The 16027-nt window shown below is 66.5% G+C and carries 16 protein-coding genes and 2 riboswitches; of the genes, 13 read left to right on the forward strand and 3 right to left on the reverse strand.

Annotation, left to right across the window (positions count from 1 at the left end):
* Positions 1-11 precede the first annotated feature (11 nt).
* The gene (locus tag K420_RS17975; RefSeq protein ID WP_157274977.1) at positions 12-1175 is read left to right on the forward strand and encodes a hypothetical protein; all 1164 of its coding nucleotides are present in this window, start codon (positions 12-14) and stop codon (positions 1173-1175) included.
* A 32-nt stretch (positions 1176-1207) separates the two neighbouring features.
* Here the strand turns inward: K420_RS17975 and K420_RS0103460 are convergent, their stop codons facing one another.
* Positions 1208-1978, reverse strand: a complete 771-nt coding sequence (locus K420_RS0103460) for an adenosylcobinamide-GDP ribazoletransferase (RefSeq protein ID WP_035854460.1) — start codon at positions 1976-1978, stop codon at positions 1208-1210.
* A complete protein-coding gene (gene cobT / locus K420_RS0103465; RefSeq protein ID WP_027456828.1) occupies positions 1975-3024 on the reverse strand; it encodes a nicotinate-nucleotide--dimethylbenzimidazole phosphoribosyltransferase in 1050 nt (349 codons plus the stop codon). Before cobT ends, K420_RS0103460 begins: the two co-directional genes overlap by 4 nt.
* A gap of 75 nt (positions 3025-3099) precedes the next feature.
* Positions 3100-3293: riboswitch (cobalamin riboswitch) on the reverse strand.
* Between the two features lie 23 nt (positions 3294-3316).
* Between cobT and cobU the strand changes: the two genes are divergently transcribed.
* From cobU to K420_RS0103480, 3 genes are read left to right on the forward strand one after another with little or no spacing between them, the layout of a single operon-like run.
* The gene (gene cobU, locus K420_RS0103470) at positions 3317-3889 is read left to right on the forward strand and encodes a bifunctional adenosylcobinamide kinase/adenosylcobinamide-phosphate guanylyltransferase (protein ID WP_198293787.1); all 573 of its coding nucleotides are present in this window, start codon (positions 3317-3319) and stop codon (positions 3887-3889) included.
* A 57-nt stretch (positions 3890-3946) separates the two neighbouring features.
* Positions 3947-4555: an ATP-binding protein gene (locus tag K420_RS19555; protein ID WP_051452934.1), complete on the forward strand. Its 609-nt coding sequence runs from the start codon at positions 3947-3949 to the stop codon at positions 4553-4555.
* Positions 4555-5901 carry a response regulator gene (locus K420_RS0103480; protein WP_027456830.1) on the forward strand — a complete coding sequence of 449 codons (1347 nt, stop codon included), beginning with the start codon at positions 4555-4557 and terminating at the stop codon, positions 5899-5901. The genes K420_RS19555 and K420_RS0103480 overlap by 1 nt, the downstream gene beginning before the upstream one ends.
* Before the next feature lie 3 nt (positions 5902-5904).
* On the opposite strand, the gene K420_RS0103485 is transcribed toward K420_RS0103480, so the two are convergent.
* A complete protein-coding gene (locus K420_RS0103485; RefSeq protein WP_027456831.1) occupies positions 5905-7368 on the reverse strand; it encodes a cobyric acid synthase in 1464 nt (487 codons plus the stop codon).
* Positions 7369-7427: 59 nt separating this feature from the next.
* Positions 7428-7613, forward strand: a riboswitch (cobalamin riboswitch).
* Positions 7614-7654: 41 nt separating this feature from the next.
* On the opposite strand from K420_RS0103485, the gene bluB reads away from it, so the two are divergent.
* The 9 genes from bluB to K420_RS19560 all read left to right on the forward strand — a co-directional run bounded on the left by bluB (position 7655) and on the right by K420_RS19560 (position 16010).
* Positions 7655-8401: a 5,6-dimethylbenzimidazole synthase gene (gene bluB / locus K420_RS0103490; RefSeq protein ID WP_027456832.1), complete on the forward strand. Its 747-nt coding sequence runs from the start codon at positions 7655-7657 to the stop codon at positions 8399-8401.
* On the forward strand, positions 8401-9309 hold the full coding sequence (gene cbiB, locus K420_RS0103495; RefSeq protein WP_027456833.1) for an adenosylcobinamide-phosphate synthase CbiB: 909 nt from the start codon (positions 8401-8403) through the stop codon (positions 9307-9309). The genes bluB and cbiB overlap by 1 nt, the downstream gene beginning before the upstream one ends.
* Positions 9302-10294 (forward strand): threonine-phosphate decarboxylase CobD, encoded by a 993-nt coding sequence (gene cobD, locus K420_RS0103500; protein ID WP_027456834.1) that lies wholly within the window; start codon positions 9302-9304, stop codon positions 10292-10294. Before cbiB ends, cobD begins: the two co-directional genes overlap by 8 nt.
* Positions 10291-11181, forward strand: a complete 891-nt coding sequence (locus tag K420_RS0103505; RefSeq protein ID WP_232422729.1) for a cobalamin-binding protein — start codon at positions 10291-10293, stop codon at positions 11179-11181. Before cobD ends, K420_RS0103505 begins: the two co-directional genes overlap by 4 nt.
* Before the next feature lie 4 nt (positions 11182-11185).
* The gene (locus K420_RS0103510; protein ID WP_027456836.1) at positions 11186-11977 is read left to right on the forward strand and encodes a cobalamin-binding protein; all 792 of its coding nucleotides are present in this window, start codon (positions 11186-11188) and stop codon (positions 11975-11977) included.
* A 57-nt stretch (positions 11978-12034) separates the two neighbouring features.
* Positions 12035-12373: a hypothetical protein gene (locus tag K420_RS0103515; RefSeq protein WP_027456837.1), complete on the forward strand. Its 339-nt coding sequence runs from the start codon at positions 12035-12037 to the stop codon at positions 12371-12373.
* Positions 12370-12972, forward strand: coding sequence for an SCO family protein (locus tag K420_RS17985; RefSeq protein WP_035854462.1), 603 nt, complete (start codon positions 12370-12372; stop codon positions 12970-12972). The genes K420_RS0103515 and K420_RS17985 overlap by 4 nt, the downstream gene beginning before the upstream one ends.
* Before the next feature lie 210 nt (positions 12973-13182).
* Positions 13183-13923, forward strand: a complete 741-nt coding sequence (locus K420_RS0103525; RefSeq protein WP_027456838.1) for an ABC transporter substrate-binding protein — start codon at positions 13183-13185, stop codon at positions 13921-13923.
* Complete coding sequence (locus K420_RS19560) at positions 13920-16010, forward strand: diguanylate cyclase (protein WP_051452935.1); 2091 nt, start codon at positions 13920-13922, stop codon at positions 16008-16010. Before K420_RS0103525 ends, K420_RS19560 begins: the two co-directional genes overlap by 4 nt.
* Positions 16011-16027 lie beyond the last annotated feature (17 nt).

The raw sequence follows: 16027 nt of genomic DNA on the forward strand, positions 1-16027 counted from the left end.
GGAGGATACCGTTGAATACTCGTCTCAAGCGCTCGCCACGGCAGCCTGATGATCAATTGACCCTGTCCTTAGCCAGTCTTCCACGTCTTTTCGGCCTCCTGGGGATACTAGCCCTGGCCGGGTGCGCCGCGCCGGAGCGCGTCACCCCGCCCCCTGCGCCAATGCCGATTGCCGAGCACACGTGGCAGCAAGTCGACGCCGACATCGTGGCCGGATCATTGGCCGCGAAAGGCGCGGCGACCGGATTTGTGCGCAGCCAATTGGAGCAGTGGAAATGGCTGGTGACAGAAAAGGGCGAGGCGGATTTCATCCCGTGGTTCTCGCGTTACACGACCCAGCAATGGCTGACCGTCAAAGTCGCCTGGTACCACTTGAGTCACGAAGAAGGGGGGGAGCCTCCGGCCGATCGGCTGGCCGCCTACATCCAGGAGCAATATTTTGATCGCGTGCTAGCGCCGGTCGCCCGGGAAATCGACCCGACATCCCTCGTTGGACAAGGGATACAACGCTACGTCCGCACCCTCAACGGCCACCTGCAGCCAATTCCTCACCGCTACGGCATCCCTGAAGATCAGTTCAAGCGCCGGTTGGCAACCATTCCGGCGATCAAACTCGCGCCACCATCCGCCCACGATGCTTCCCTCGGCGAGATCGTTTCCCTGGAGCGGATCGAGCACTTGCCCGCCTACAGCGCCTTGCTGCACCGCATCCGCGATCGCGGCGGAGAGGACCGGGTCGGATTATCGAAGACACGAGTTTCCCCGGTCGCCCGAAACGTCAGTGAGCAAGTGTTGAATAAGCTAGCCATCAGCAGCGGCACGAGCGCCGCGTCGACGCTGGTCGGCGGCATCACCGGCTCGGTCATTTCGCTGGGGGCGACCGTTTTGGGGGTGATCTGGCATGAGGCCGGGCGGGAAGAAATCGAGACGGCGCTGCGCGAGACCCTCAACGCATCAATCGCCGACATGTGGCAATCCTTGATGGACGACCCGGCAAGCGGGGTGGCAGCAGGGATTTATCACATCGCCGACCACATCGAGAACCACCTGCCGCCCACCTTCACCACCCCGGTCAGGCTCGATTCCCAGCCGGAAGAAACACGCTTGCCGGAACAATCGCCCCCCTTACGGCCACCCGGGATCGAGGGACAAGCCGACGATGGCCAGGACGAATAGCAGCATCCCAGCTCAGCCGGTTTCAACCGACATCACGCGCTCGGCGCGCCCAGATTCGCCATCAGCCCCAGATAAAACAGTACTTCCGTCACCTGCTGTACCGCCCCCAGACAATCCCCGGTATACCCCCCCAGCCAACGCTGGAACTTGGCGGCCAGCCAGGTTGCCGCCAGCGCGGCGAGAACAATGCCGGCCAGCGCCTTGCCCAGCGGCAGCAAGAGGAGCGGCAGCAGGGCGAAGCCGGCGGCCAGGAGCAGCGATGCGAGCGACGGCCGGTGGGTGGCCGGGCGGGACTTGCTGCTCTCGTCATCGCGGGCATAGTCCAGCGTCGCCATGATCAACGTCGCCCCGAAGCGCGACACCGCATGGCCGGCGAGCAGCGCGGCCGGAACGAGCGCGGCATCAATGCCGGAAAGCAGCGCGAATTTGCCGAGCAGCGCGAGCACCAGCGCCACCACGCCATAACTGCCGACCCGCGAGTCCTTCATGATCGCCAGGATGCGCGCCTTGTCCCAGCCGCCCCCCAGGCCGTCCGCCGTATCCGACAGGCCGTCCTCGTGGAAGGCGCCGGTGGCGTAGAGGGTCGCCGCCATCGACAGCAGCACGGCCACCGGCTGCTGCCACAGATGCAGCGCCAGCCAATAGACCAGCGCCCCGATGCCGCCGACCAGCAGGCCGACAGCCGGGAAGTAACGGGCACACTGGCTCAGCGCGGCCGCCGAATGGCCGACCCAGCCGGGCACCGGCAGCCGCGTGAAGAAGCCGACGGCGCCGAGGAAGTAGCCGAGTTCGCGACGGATCATTCCTTGTCCGACACGCCAGCCGACTCGAAGCTGGCCATCTCGTTGAGGAAGGCGACGGCCGATTGGACCAGCGGGTAGGCCAACGCCGCACCGGTGCCTTCACCGAGGCGTAGGCCGAGGTCGAGCAGCGGCTCGGCGCCCATGGCCAGCAGTTGCGTGCGATGACCGGCCTCGGCCGAGCGGTGGCAGAAGACGCAGTAGTCGAGCAGGGCCGGCGCCAGGCGCGAGGCAACCAGAGCGGCCGAGCCGACGATGAAGCCGTCGATGAGCAGCACCATCTTCGCTTCGGCCGCCGCCAGCATGGCACCGACCATGGTGGCGATCTCGAAGCCGCCAAACTCCGCCAGGACCTTGAACGGATCATTGTCGCCGCCGCCGTTACGGTAGCGGACCAGCGCCTGCTCGAGCAGATCCTGCTTGCGGGCCAGGCCGGCATCGTCCAGCCCGGTGCCGCGGCCGACGCATTCGGCCAGCGGCAAACCGGTCAGGCAATGGGTGAGCAGCGAGGCAGAGGCGGTATTGCCGATGCCCATTTCGCCAAAACCGACCACATTGCAGCCGGCCGCGGCCAACCCGAGCACGATGCCAGCGCCCTGCTCGATAGCCTGCGCGCACTGGGCGACGCTCATCGCCGGCTGTTCGATGTAATTGGCCGTCCCGGCAGCCACCTTGACGTCGATCAACCCGTCGCGTTCGCCGCCGAAGTCGTGCGCTACGCCGGCATCGACCACCGACAGGCCCAAGCCGTTCTGACGGGCGAAAACGTTGATCGCCGCACCGCCGGCCAGGAAATTCTCGACCATCTGCCAGGTCACTTCCTGCGGAAAGGCCGACACACCGGCTTTGGCTGCGCCGTGGTCGCCGGCAAAGACCAGCATCTGCGGGTTATTCAGGGCCGGGGTCAGGGTCTGCTGGAGCAGGCCGATCTTCAGCGCCGTCTTTTCCAGCAAGCCGAGCGCGCCGAGCGGCTTGGTCTTGCGGTCGATCTTGCTCTGCAGGGCCGCGGCGATGCCGCGATCGGGGGGGGTAATTTCAAACGAATGCATCCGATTCTCCAAAAAGCAAAAAAGGGCTTCGCGGCCGCGCCTTCCGAACGCCACCGCGAAGCCCTGTCCACAGGCTTCTCACTTGATTTTCCGACAGGTCTTCTGGCTTCCGGATCGTCCTGGCCCTTGCGTCTTCCCGGAAGGTTTGTCTCCCCTCGTAGTGACATGGTGCAACGGCAGTCCCCGGTTACAGCGGCGGGCCCGCCCCGGAATTGAGCCGCGCTCGCACCGGGTTCCGTGATATCGGAGCCGGCGATTATACCGGTTGCCGCCCTGCCCGCCTTCACCCAAAATGCCGGCCATGAGAGAACTGATCCTCGGCGGCGCGCGTTCGGGCAAAAGCCTGCTGGCTGAGCAACGTGCCCGCGACTCCGGATTGAAGGTGACCTACTTGGCCACCGCCCAGGCGCTGGACGGCGAGATGGCCCGCCGCGTCGCCCACCACCGCGCCCGCCGCCCGGCCGACTGGGGCTGCGTCGAGGAAACCCTGCACCTGCCGCAACGCCTGCGCGAACTGGCGGCGCCGGACACCTGCCTGCTGGTCGACTGCCTGACCCTGTGGCTGTCCAACCTGCTCTTCGCCGGCCAGGCAGCGACGCAGGCCGAGGCCGGCGACGCCATCGACTGTCCGCTGTTCCGCGAGCAAACCGCTGCCCTGATCGACACCCTGCCGCAACTGCCCGGCCACGTCATCCTCGTTTCCAACGAAGTCGGCTGGGGCATCGTGCCGATGCATCCGGTTTCCCGCCTGTTCGCTGACGAGCAGGGCCGCCTGAACCAGCGCGTCGCGGCGGTCTGCGACCAGGTGACGCTGGTCGCCGCCGGCCTGCCGCTCAGCCTGAAAACCCCGCCACCGGCGGCATAGCCGGCAAAAAGGGGTATCCTTCCGGCCAAGACACCAAGATGTCACCGGAGAGACGATATGCACACGCTGCTCGATGTGCTGGCTTCCGGCGTCCATGACGCCAAGAACCAGCTCTTCATCGCCGAATCCCAGATCGCCAGCGCCGAAGCCCGGCTCGGCATCGAACTGGGCGAAGCACGCTACGCCATCGAGGCCGCCGCCAGCCGGCTGTCACGCACGCTGGCGGCCTACCACGTACTGCGCAAGGGGGCGACGCCGGCTGTCACACCGGTCATCGTCGGCGACCTGTGCGACGAAGTCGTGCTCGACCAGAAGCGCCACCTGGCCAGCGAGGGCATCGTCCTGACCGCCGCCTGCTCGGTGATCGACGAATGGCCGCTCGACCGCGATCTGGTCACTGACATGCTCAACAATGCCATCCAGAACGCCGGCCGCCATGCCGGCAGCCACGTCCACCTCGACGCCCGCCTCAACGATGGCTGGCTGGTCCTCAGCGTCGAGGACGACGGCCCCGGCTTCGCCACGCTGCCGCCGCCCTACGGCACCGGTCTGATGGTCGCCGAGCGCCTGGCCGGCCTGCACGTCCGCCGAGGCCGGCAGGGCAGCCTGCAGTTGCGCAATGGCGCCGGCCTCGGCGGCGCCCGCTTCGAACTGCGCCTGCCGTAATGAGCCTCTACGTCCAAAAGCGCTTCCTGGTCATCGACGACCAGCCGCAGGCCCGCGAAGCGCTGCGCACCATCGCGCAAACCATTGGCGCCTTCGCCGTCGAATTCGCCTCCAATTACCAGGACGCCCTCTATCGCATCCGCAACAACACGCCGGACGTGATCCTGTGCGATTACGTGCTGGGCGACGGCCGCTCCGGCCAGCAACTGCTCGAAGAGCTGCGCCGCTTCAACCTGCTGCCCGACGAATGCATCTTCATGATGGTGACCGGCGAGCAGTCCTACGAGCAGGTCGTCTCTGCCGTCGAGCTGGTGCCGGACGACTACATCATCAAGCCCTTCTCGCCCGACAAGCTGATCCTGCGCCTCGACCGCATCATGGCCAAGAAGGAGTTCTTCAAGGACTACTACCGCGAAAAGCGCAGCCAGGAGTACGCCAATGCACTGGCCATCCTCGAACAAAAGCAGGCCAGCGAGGCCGGCCGTTCCTACCGCTTCGAAATCCTCCGCCAGCAGGCCGAAGTCAAGCTGATCAGCGGCGACGCCGAGGGGGCCGAAACGGCTTACCGCGCCATTCTCGACAACTACGAATTCCCCTGGGCCCGCGCTGGCGTCGCCCGATCCCTGCATCGCCAGAACAAGCTGAGCGAGGCGCGGGCCGAAATCGAGCGCGTCGTGGCCGACACCCCTCAGTTCTTCGATGCCGCCGACCTCAAGGCCAACATCTGCATGGCGCAGGGCGAAGCCGAGGAGGCGCAGCGGGTGCTCGACGAAGTCGCCCAGAAAACGCCGCGCAACTACCAGCGCAAGCGCCTGCTGGCCGAAGCTGCGACGCTGAACGGCGATGCCGACACGGCCCGCAACGTGCTGGCCGACGTCATCGCCAATGACACCATGCCCGGTGCGGTGACCCCCGCCGATCGCCTGGCCCTGGCACGCAGCCAGGTCGACGCCAAGGATCTGGTCTCGGCCGAGAAAACCCTGGTCGGCCTCAAGGAATCAGAGGTGCAGAACCTCGACCTCGACGCCCAGGCGAGCTATGCCGCACTACTCGCCATCAGCTCGCCGGGACGCGGCAAACCGCGTTTCGCCGGCCTGCGCCCGGCCCTGATGTCCGCCGAACTATCCGCCGCCAGCCGGCTCGACGTGCTGCGCAGCGCACTCAACCTGGGCGACCACGAACTGGCCGACCACCAGGCCGAGGCCCTGCTGGAAGGCGAGGAAGCCAAGAAGAGCTTTGGCGCCATGCGCAAGCACTACGCGCTACACGGCCGCGAGATGGATTTCCGCAATATCCAGAAGCAGGTCGCCCTCAAGCGCATCCGGCACGACACGCCGAGCAGCTGAGGTTCAGGCCGGCAGCCAGGGCGCCAGCTTTTCCCAATCGAGCGCCGCCTCGACCGCATCGGCCAGGCGGTCGAGGTCGGCCGCGCGGCGGGCAGCGAAATCAACCTGCTGTTCCGGCTCGGCCCCCGCCCAGCGAAGCAAGGCATCGAGCGCCGCCGGATGGTCGAAAACCCCGTGGCAGTAGGTGCCGAGCACCTGCTCGTCAGCCGAGATGGCGCCGTCCGGACGATCCCCGGCCAGGTTGACGGCAGGGCGGGCGCAACCGGGGCCGGCCGTCACGCCGAGGTGGATTTCATAGCCGGTCATCGCCGGTCGGCCCGGCAAGGCCAGATGCCCGGCGACGTTGCGCAACTGCTTTTCCGCTTCCAGCGTCGTGTCCACTGCCAGCCAGCCGAGGCCCGGCGTCGAACCCGGGGTGCCTTCCAGCCCCTGCGGGTCATGCACCGCCTGGCCGAGCATCTGGTAGCCGCCGCACAGACCGATCACCTTGCCACCGTAGCGCAGGTGCCTGGCTATCGCCTTGTCCCAACCCTGGCTGCGCAACCAGTCGAGATCGGCACGCACGGCCTTGGAGCCGGGCAGCACGATCAGGTCGGCGGCCGGCGGTGTTTCCCCCGGCCCGATCCAGCGGAAATCGACCTCCGGATGCAGGCGCAGCGGGTCGAGGTCGTTGTGGTTCGAGGTCCGCGGATAGGCCGGGGCAATCACCTTCAGTTTCGTGTTCCGCTTATCGCCGATCGCCGCCGTGGCAATGGCATCCTCGGCATCGAGCAGCAGGCCGTGCAGGTAGGGCAGCACGCCAAGCACCGGTTTGCCGGTGCGTTCCTCCAGCCAATCGAGTCCGGGTTCCAGCAGGCCGATGTCGCCCCGGAAACGGTTGATCACGAAACCGACCACGCGCTGCTGCTCGGAAGGCGACAGCAGTTCCAGCGTGCCGACCAGATGCGCGAAAACGCCCCCCCGGTCGATATCGGCCACCAGGATCACCGGGCAATCGACCGCCTCGGCAAAGCCCATGTTGGCGATGTCGCGATCGCGCAGGTTGATCTCGGCCGGCGAGCCGGCCCCCTCGACCAGGACGCAGTCGTAGGCTGCCGTCAGCCGCCCCCAGGATTCCAGCACGGCGCCCATCGCTCGCGGCTTGTAGGCGTGATAAGCCTTGGCATCGAGGTCGGTCGCCACCTGGCCGTGGATGATGACCTGCGCCTTCTTGTCCGTCGTCGGCTTCAACAGCACCGGGTTGAAATCGGTATGCGGCAGCAGCCCGCAAGCCAGGGCCTGCAGCGCCTGTGCCCGGCCGATTTCGCCGCCATCCACGGTCACTGCCGAATTGAGCGCCATGTTCTGCGGTTTGAACGGCGCCACGTTAACCCCGCGCCGTTTCAGGATGCGGCACAGCGCGGCAACCAGCGTCGATTTGCCGGCATCGGAGGTGGTCCCCTGGACCATCAGGGAATTGCGGTGCATGGGTGGCCCCGGTGTCAAAAAGGCCGTAATTATGGCACCATCGGCCCCGCCTGATTTGGATCAGGCGAGTGTCTCCGGGTGCCGTTCGGCAATGCCGAACGGAGAATCGGGAAGGCGGTGCGAATCCGCCACGTGCCCAACGCTGTGAGGAGGACGTTGGCCGCAAGATGCCACTGGTTTCGGCCGGGAAGGCGCGGCGACGGTTGAATCCAAGTCAGAAGACCGGCCGGGAGACGAAACCGGGCTGCTTGGACAGGCAGTCATCGTTTTTCCACAAGGGGAATTCATGGAAAACCAGAGCGACCACGCTTTTTCCGACACCGAGCGCGCCGCCGTCTATCGCACCATCTTCAACCGCCGCGACGTGCGCGGCCAGTTCCTGCCCGATCCGGTGCCCGACGACGTGCTTGCCCGCATCCTGCTGGCCGCCCACCATGCGCCGTCGGTCGGCTTCATGCAGCCTTGGAATTTCCTGCTCGTCCGCTCGCCTGAAGTCAAACAGCGGGTGCGCGACCTCTTCGCCAAGGCCCATGCCGAAGCGGCGATGATGTTCCCGGAAGGCAAGCGCGATACCTACAGCCAGCTCAAGCTGGAAGGCATCGTCGAGTCGCCGATCAACCTGTGCATCACCTGCGACCGCGAACGCACCGGCCCGGTGGTCATCGGCCGTACGCACATCAAGACGATGGATTTGTATAGCAGCGTGTGCGCCGTGCAGAACCTGTGGCTGGCGGCCCGTGCCGAAGGCCTGGGCGTCGGCTGGGTGAGCATCTTCAACCAGCCGGAGCTGCAGAAGGTGCTCGGCATCCCGGCCAACATCGTGCCCATCGCCTACCTGTGCATCGGCCACGTCAGCCATTTCCACGACAAGCCGGAACTGGAAACGGCCGGCTGGCTGCCCCGGCTGCCCATCGCCGACCTGCTCTACTTCGACCAGTGGGGCCAGACCGACGGCGAACGCCGGGATTCGCTGACCACGACGCTCACCGCCCTGCAGGACGACATCCAGCAGCGGGGCATCTTCCCGGCATGATGCCGGACGGCGCGTTCGCCATGCCGGCCGCCGCCCTGGCGGCCGTGCTGCTCGACCGCCTGCTCGGCGAGGTGCGTCGTTTTCATCCGCTGGTCGGCTTCGGCAACCTGGCGGCCGCCGTCGAGAAACGTCTCAACACGCGCCACCTGCCGGCCGGCCTGCTCGCCTGGGCGCTGGTTGTCCTGCCCTTCGTCATCCTCGCCTTCGCGCTGCGCCCGCTGGCCCCCTTTGCCGTCGATGTCGCCCTACTCTACTTCGCCCTTGGCGCGCAAAGCCTCTGCGAGCACGCTGAAGCCATCGCGAAACCCTTGCAGGACGGGCATCTTGAAGAGGCCCGGCAGCGCGTCGGGTGGATCGTTTCGCGCGACACCTCAGCCCTCGACGAATCGGGCGTCGCCAAGGCCGGCATGGAATCGGTGCTCGAAAACGGTAACGACGCCATCTTCGGCACCCTGTTCTGGTTCGCCCTGCTCGGCGGCCCCGGTGCCCTGCTCTTCCGGCTGGCCAACACGCTGGACGCCATGTGGGGCTACCGCACCGAACGTTTCAACCTGTTCGGCCGCCCGGCTGCCCGCATCGACGATGCGCTGAACTGGCTGCCGGCCCGCCTCACGGCCCTGACCTACGCCCTGCTCGGCCACACCCGCCAGGCCCTGGCCTGCTGGCGCACCCAGGCACCGGGCTGGGACAGCCCGAATGCCGGTCCGGTAATGTCGGCCGGCGCCGGCAGCCTCGGCGTGCAACTCGGTGGCGCCGCGATCTACCACGGCCAGCTCGAACAGCGCCCGCCGCTCGGCACCGGCCCGGCCCCCGTCGCCGCCGACCTCGGTCGCGCCATCGCCCTGATCCGGCACAGTCTGTGGCTGTGGCTGGCTGCCTTTTTCGTGATTGGATTCCTGCATGCTTGAACACGGCGGCCGCCTGCGCCAGGCCGCGGCGCACTACGACATCCCGCTCGCCGACTGGCTCGACCTGTCCACCGGCATCAACCCTCAGGGCTGGCCGGTTCCCACCTTGCCGGCCGCCGTCTGGCAACGCCTGCCGGAAAGCGACGATGGGCTGGAAGCCGCCGCGGCAGCCTATTACGGCAACCCGAACCTGCTGCCGGTCGCCGGCTCGCAGGCTGCCATCCAGTGGCTGCCGGCCCTGCTGCCCAAGGCGGCGGTCGCCTGCATCGCACCGCTCTACGCCGAGCACCCGCAGGCCTGGCAGCAGGCCGGGCACAAGGTCCGCTACCTGCAGAACGCCACGCTGCCACGCGCCCTGGCCGCAGCAACGCCCTACGTCCTGCTCTGCAATCCGAACAATCCGACCGCCGACCGCCACCCCCACGAGCTGGTACTCGATGCCGCCCGCCAGCTGCACAAGCGCGGCGGCTGGCTGATCGTCGACGAGGCCTTCGTCGATGCGACGCCGGAACTGAGCGTCACCCCGCTGGCCGGCACGCCCGAGGCACCCAACCTGATCGTCCTCCGTTCGCTCGGCAAGTTCTTTGGCTTGGCCGGCGTCCGCGTCGGCTTCGTCTTTGCCGCCCCCGAACTGTTGCGCCGGATGCAGGAAGCGATGGGGCCGTGGACAGTCAGCGGCCCGTCGCGCGAGGCTGCCCGCCTGGCACTGGCCGACACCGCCTGGCAGGCCGCCGCCCGGCCGCAATTGCAAGCGGCCGGCGAACGCCTGCACCAATTGCTCGCCCCGCTCGGCGAGGTCAAGGCCACGGCCCTCTTCGCCACGCTCTCCTCGCCACACAGCAACGAACTGTTCGACTACCTCGCCCGCCGCGCCATCCTGACCCGACGCTTCGACCAGCAGCCCCTGCTCCGCTGCGGCCTGCCCGCCGATGAGGCCGGCTGGCAACGGCTGGCCACCGCCCTGAACGAATGGAAACCTGCATGAAACCCAGCCACCTCGCGCTCCTGGCCGCCACCTTCATCCTGAGCAGCAGCGCCCAGGCCGATCTCCGCCTCAAGGACGACACCGGCCAGGAAGTCCGCCTCAAGGCGCCAGCCAAGCGCATCGTCGCCCTTGCCCCGCATATCGCCGAAAGCCTGTTCGCCGCCGGGGCCGGCGACAAGCTGGTCGGCACCGTCGAGTACAGCGACTACCCGCCGGAAGCCAAGAAGGTGCCGCGCGTCGGCGGCTATTCGCGCGTCGACCTGGAAGCCGTCGCCGCATTGAAGCCGGACCTCGTGCTGGCCTGGGAAAGCGGCAACAACATGCCGCAGGTCAGCAAGCTGAAGGCGCTCGGCCTGACCGTCTATGTCTCGCAACCGAACAAGATGGAAAACGTCGCCGACCAGCTCGAACGCCTCGGCCAGCTGGCCGGCAGCGAAGCTGTCGCCAGGCCGGCGGCCGAGCGCTTCCGCCAGCGTCTGGAAGCCCTGCGCAAGGCCAACGCTGGCAAGCCCAAGGTCCGCACCTTCTACCAGATCTGGAAAACGCCGCTGATGACGGTCGGCGGTCCGCAGATCATCAGCGACGCCATCACCCTGTGCGGCGGCGAAAACGTCTTCGGCCACCTCGGCAAGATGGCGCCGACGGTCAGCGTCGAGGCCGTGCTCGAAGCCGACCCCGAGGCCATCATCGCCACCGGCATGGGCGACGCCAAGCCGGAATGGCTGAAGGACTGGGACAAATGGACCCAGATGACGGCCGTCAAGCGCAACAACCTGTTTCACATCAACCCGGACATCATGCAGCGCCACACGCCGCGCATCCTCGATGGTGCCGAGAAACTTTGCGCCCACCTCGATGTCGCACGCAGCCACCGTCCTGCCCGTTAAAGCCATGCCCCGCCTGCCCCAGCGCATCGTCTGCCTGACCACCGAAACCGTCGAAGTGCTCTACGCCCTCGGCGAACAACAACGCATCGTCGGCATTTCCGGCTATACCGTGCGACCGCCCGCGGCGCGCAAGGAGAAGCCCAAGGTCTTCGCCTTCACCAGCGGCGACATCGACAAGATTCTCGCCACCCAACCCGATCTGGTGCTCACCTTCTCGGACCTGCAAAGCGATATTTCACGCGACCTGATCAAGGCCGGCGTGCCGGTCTACGCCTTCAACATGCGCAGCGTTGAGGACATCCTCGGCATGATCGAAACGCTCGGCCGGCTGGTCGGCGCCGAAGCCAGGGCCTTGGCCCTGGTCGACGAACTGGAGGCGCAGATCGCGGAAACCCGCGCCATCGCCGCCGAACGCCATGCCCGGACCGGCCGGAAACCGCGCGTCTATTTCGAGGAATGGGACGAGCCGCTGATCTCCGGTATCCGCTGGGCCTCCGAACTGATCGAACTGGCGGGAGGCGAGGACGTCTTCGCCGAACGCGCCCGTTCGCCGCTGGCCAAGGACCGAATGCCGACGGCCGAGGAAGTCATCGCCGCCGCGCCGGACATCATCATCGGCTCCTGGTGCGGCAAGCATTTCCGCCCGGAACGCATCGCCGCCCGGCCGGGTTGGGAGGACATCCCTGCCGTGCGCGACGGGCGCCTGCACGAAATCAAGTCGGCCGTCATCCTGACGCCGGGCCCGGTCGCCATCAGCGAGGGCTTGCCCGCCCTGCTCGGCATTTTTGATTTGTGAAAAGGCCACTCCCCGGCGAGCCACTATAATCCTCGATCAGCCTCGAGGAACCCGACCATGAAACTCATCGCCCCCCTGCTTGCCCTCGCCCTCTCTTCCCTCAGCCATGCCGCCCTGGCTGCCGATCAAGGCAAGGCCGCGGTCAGCGCGCTCGGCGAATTGAACGGCATCGCCCTGGCCTGCCAGCAGCCGGCCCTGGTCAGCCGCGCCCGCAACATCATCGTGACGACAGCGCCCAAGACCCGCGATTACGGTGAAGTCTTCGAAAACGCCACCAATGCCGCCTATCTGGAGCAGGGCAAGAGCAAGACACCCTGCCCTGACGCCGTCACACTGGCAGCCCGCATCGCGGCGGCCGAAAAGAACCTGCAAGCCGCTTTCCCGGTCGCCCAATGAACCGCCTGCCCGCCCTTCTCGCCGTGCCCTGCCTCACCCTGCTGCTTGCCGGCCCGGCCGCCGGCCAGTCGATGCACAGCCTCGAGTTGCTGCGCGGCGAAGAGGTGGGCATCAACCCGCGCTACCTGCTGCAGGACCCGAATGGCCGGGCCGTTACCCAGGAAGAATTCCGCGGCCGTTTCCAGCTCATCGCCTTCGGCTACACCTATTGCCCCGACATCTGCCCGACCACCCTGGTGGAAATGGCCGAGATCCTCAAGCTGCTCGGCGACAAGGCGGCGAAGCTCCAGCCCATCTTCATTTCGGTCGATCCGGAGCGCGACACCGGGAAGGTGTTGAAGACCTACACCGAGTTCTTCGACCCGCGCATCCTCGGCCTGACCGGCTCGCCAGCTCTGGTCCGGCGGGCCGCCGACAACTTCAAGATCCGCTACGCCAAGGTGCGCGAACCGGACACGCCTCCCGACCGTTACGCCGTCGACCATTCAGCAGGCATGATTCTGCTCGGCCCGGATGGCAACTTCATCAAGAAATTCGCTTTCTCGATGCCGGTGACGGAAATTTCAGCCCAAATCGGCGACTTGCTGAATCAGCGCTGATTTGGCAATTCTGTCATTGCTTTGGCATACCCGTCGTGCGATATTTCGCGGGTGCTCAAGTTAGGACGAATCCTTCCGTTTCTCCTTATATTCCTGGTCTCGCAGGCCTGGGGAGGGAGTCTTGCGCTGATCCTCGGAGAGAATGGCGGCGTTTATGAAGAATTTGCCAGAGAGCTCAATGAAGGGCTGAGCGGTTCGAGCTGGCGTGTCGTGGCGACGACCCAGGCCAGTTCGCCGCAACCCCTGCCAACCGCCGACCTCATCGTCGCCGTCGGCAGCGAGGCGCTGAGCAAAGCCCTCAGCCGGCCCGACAGCCCGCCGATCATCGCCACCCTGCTGCCGCGCCTGAGCTACGAGCGCATCCTGGTCGAAAACCGGCGCGCCGGCCGCATCACTGCCATTTACCTCGACCAGCCGCCGGCCCGTCAGGCAGCTTTCTTCCGCCAGATATTCCCCGACCAGAAACGCTTCGGCCTGCTGAGCAGCGCGGAAACCCGCAGCCTGGCCAGCCAATACCGCCAGGCCTTCAGCAAGGCCGGACTGATCCTCGATGTCGAAGATGCCGACACCGACAAGGCGCTCCTGCCGGCCCTCAATGCCGTGCTCGAACGGTCCTCCGCCCTGCTCGCCCTGCCCGACGGCACGATCTACCGCCGCAACAACATCAAGGCCATCCTGATCACCGCCTTCCGGCTGCAACGACCGATCATCGGCTACTCGCCCGCCTTCGTCACCGCCGGGGCACTGGCCGCCCTGCACACCACACCGCCCCAAGCGGCCCGCCAGACTGCCGAACTGATCATCAACCACGGTACCAATCTGCCACCGCCCAGTGGGCCGGCGCAGTTCAGCATCGCCATCAATCCCAACGTCGCCCAGGCGCTGGGGCTCAAGCTACCCGACGAGGCCGCCATCCGGCGTGCCCTGCTCGCTGACAGGGAAACTCGATGAATCGTCTGACCCTCCGTCACCGTCTGCTGTTGCTGACTCTGCTGCCCAGTGCGCTGATCGCCATCGCGCTGGTCATCTATTTCACCTTCAGCGGCATCCGTACCCTGGAAGGCGAACTGCGCCTCAAGGGACTGGCCACTGTCCGCTACCTGGCACCGATCAGCGAATACGGCATCATCGCCGGCCAGATCGAAAGCCTGCACGGCCTGGCCCAGGCCACCGTTCAGGAATCCGGCGTCAAGGCCGCCATCATCGTCAACCAGAAGGGCCGCACGATCGCCGTCAGCGGGCGCGTCTCGCTATCGGCCGAAGAACTCCGCCAGGCTTTCGACGAACCGCGGCAAGTCGCCGAAACCGGCCAGTGGATCGCCTTCGGTGCGCCGGTCAAGCGCTCGGTCGCCGATACCGACCTGCTCTTCGAAACCGCACCGGCGGCCAGCAAGGCAAGCCCGCCCGAGGTCATCGGCTACGTCTTCGTCGAATACGACAAAACCGATCTGGCCAACAAACAGCGGGAACTGGTCCAGCGTGGCCTGCTCATCGTCCTCTTCGGACTCCTGATCCTTGCCGCACTGGCCATCGCCATGGCCGACAACCTGGTCCGGCCGGTGATGCGGCTGGCCCAGGCCGTCAACAGCATGTCCTCCGGCAAGCTGGATACCCGGGTAACGGCCAGTTCAAGCGGTGAAATCGGCATCCTGGAAAGTGGCTTCAACCAGATGGCCGCCCGCATCGAGGAAGTCCATTTGTCGATGCAGTCGCGTATCGAGGAAGCGACCGCGCAGCTCGCCTTCCAGGCCCGCCACGACGCGCTGACCGGCTTGCTCAACCGGCGGGAATTCGAACACCGTCTGGAAAAGGCCCTGGCCAGCGTGCAGGCCGGCGACAACGAATTCGCCGTTCTGTTCATCGATCTCGACCGTTTCAAGCAGGTGAACGACACCTGCGGCTACCTGGCCGGCGACGAACTGCTGCGCCAGATGGCCCTGCTCTTTCAGGGCCGGCTGCGCGAGGAAGACACCCTGGCTCGCCTGGGTGGCGACGAGTTCAGCATCATGCTGGCCAACTGCAGCGGCGCCCGCGCCCGCCAGGTGGCGGAGGATATCTGCGGCCTGGCCGCAGCCTATCGTTTCATCTGGCAGGACAAGGTGTTCGCGATCGGCGCCAGCATCGGCGTCACCACGGTCAACCGCAAGGTGCACAACATCAACGAGATTGTTGCCGCCGGCGATACCGCCTGTCACCGGGCCAAGGAAAGCGGCCGTAACCGGGTCTGCGAACAGGAGGTCGTGCCCACCCAGGAACGTCGTCACGACACCAGCAACTGGGCCGGCCGCATCGCCAGCGCCCTGGCCGACGACCGCCTGCTGGTCGAAGCCATCCCGCTGCGCTCGCTGCAGATCTCCACCGGCAGCCATACCGTCGCCCTCACCGCCCGCCTCAACGAGCCCGGCCTGCCGCCCGTCACCCTGGCCGCCCTGATCGATGCCGCCGAACGCTACGACCTGGCCCCGGCCATCGACCGGCGCCTGATCGATGCCGCCGTCGAGGCCCTGGCCCGTGCCAAGCGACGGGGTCGCAACCTGCATTGCCTGCTGCCGCTGTCGCGCAGCTCGATCAGCAGTCGGGAAACCGCCGACTACATCGCACGCAGCCTGGCCAGCCACAACCTGTCCGGCGAAAGGCTGTGCCTGGTGTTTTCGGAAGACATCCTGACCCACCTGACCAGCCAGGCCATGGAATTCTCACGCCAGATGCACATGCTGGGCTGCACCGTGGGCCTCGAGGATTTCGGCGGCGGCCTCTCTTCCTTCAGTCACCTGCGCAGCATCTCGCCCAGCCACGTCAAACTGAGCCGCAGCCTGACCCGTGATCTCGGCGGCACCCGGGCCTCCACCGCACTGCTGCGTGCCGTCCAGGAAATCACGTCCGACCTGCACATCCACACGATTGCCGAGGATGTCGACGACCAGGAAACGCTCGACCAGCTGCGCGACCTGGGCATCGACTTCGCCCAGGGCAAGGCCGTCGCCCCCAATGAACCCTTCGAGGTCTGGCTGGAAGGCGCCGTGATGCGGACGGCCTGATCAGGCCGTCACCCGCC

Origin of the sequence: Dechloromonas agitata is5 (assembly GCF_000519045.1) — a bacterium.
In the GTDB taxonomy this organism is placed as follows: domain Bacteria; phylum Pseudomonadota; class Gammaproteobacteria; order Burkholderiales; family Rhodocyclaceae; genus Azonexus; species Azonexus agitatus.

Excerpts from the sequence above, each read along its gene's own strand:
- K420_RS0103460 (WP_035854460.1), bottom strand. The coding sequence starts at position 1,978 with ATGATCCGTCGCGAACTCGGCTACTTCCTCGGCGCCGTCGGCTTCTTC.
- cobT (WP_027456828.1), bottom strand. The coding sequence starts at position 3,024 with ATGCATTCGTTTGAAATTACCCCCCCCGATCGCGGCATCGCCGCGGCC.
- cobU (WP_198293787.1), top strand. The coding sequence starts at position 3,317 with ATGCCGGCCATGAGAGAACTGATCCTCGGCGGCGCGCGTTCGGGCAAA.
- K420_RS19555 (WP_051452934.1), top strand. The coding sequence starts at position 3,947 with ATGCACACGCTGCTCGATGTGCTGGCTTCCGGCGTCCATGACGCCAAG.
- K420_RS0103480 (WP_027456830.1), top strand. The coding sequence starts at position 4,555 with ATGAGCCTCTACGTCCAAAAGCGCTTCCTGGTCATCGACGACCAGCCG.
- K420_RS0103485 (WP_027456831.1), bottom strand. The coding sequence starts at position 7,368 with ATGCACCGCAATTCCCTGATGGTCCAGGGGACCACCTCCGATGCCGGC.
- bluB (WP_027456832.1), top strand. The coding sequence starts at position 7,655 with ATGGAAAACCAGAGCGACCACGCTTTTTCCGACACCGAGCGCGCCGCC.
- cbiB (WP_027456833.1), top strand. The coding sequence starts at position 8,401 with ATGCCGGACGGCGCGTTCGCCATGCCGGCCGCCGCCCTGGCGGCCGTG.
- cobD (WP_027456834.1), top strand. The coding sequence starts at position 9,302 with ATGCTTGAACACGGCGGCCGCCTGCGCCAGGCCGCGGCGCACTACGAC.
- K420_RS0103505 (WP_232422729.1), top strand. The coding sequence starts at position 10,291 with ATGAAACCCAGCCACCTCGCGCTCCTGGCCGCCACCTTCATCCTGAGC.
- K420_RS0103510 (WP_027456836.1), top strand. The coding sequence starts at position 11,186 with ATGCCCCGCCTGCCCCAGCGCATCGTCTGCCTGACCACCGAAACCGTC.
- K420_RS0103515 (WP_027456837.1), top strand. The coding sequence starts at position 12,035 with ATGAAACTCATCGCCCCCCTGCTTGCCCTCGCCCTCTCTTCCCTCAGC.
- K420_RS17985 (WP_035854462.1), top strand. The coding sequence starts at position 12,370 with ATGAACCGCCTGCCCGCCCTTCTCGCCGTGCCCTGCCTCACCCTGCTG.
- K420_RS19560 (WP_051452935.1), top strand. The coding sequence starts at position 13,920 with ATGAATCGTCTGACCCTCCGTCACCGTCTGCTGTTGCTGACTCTGCTG.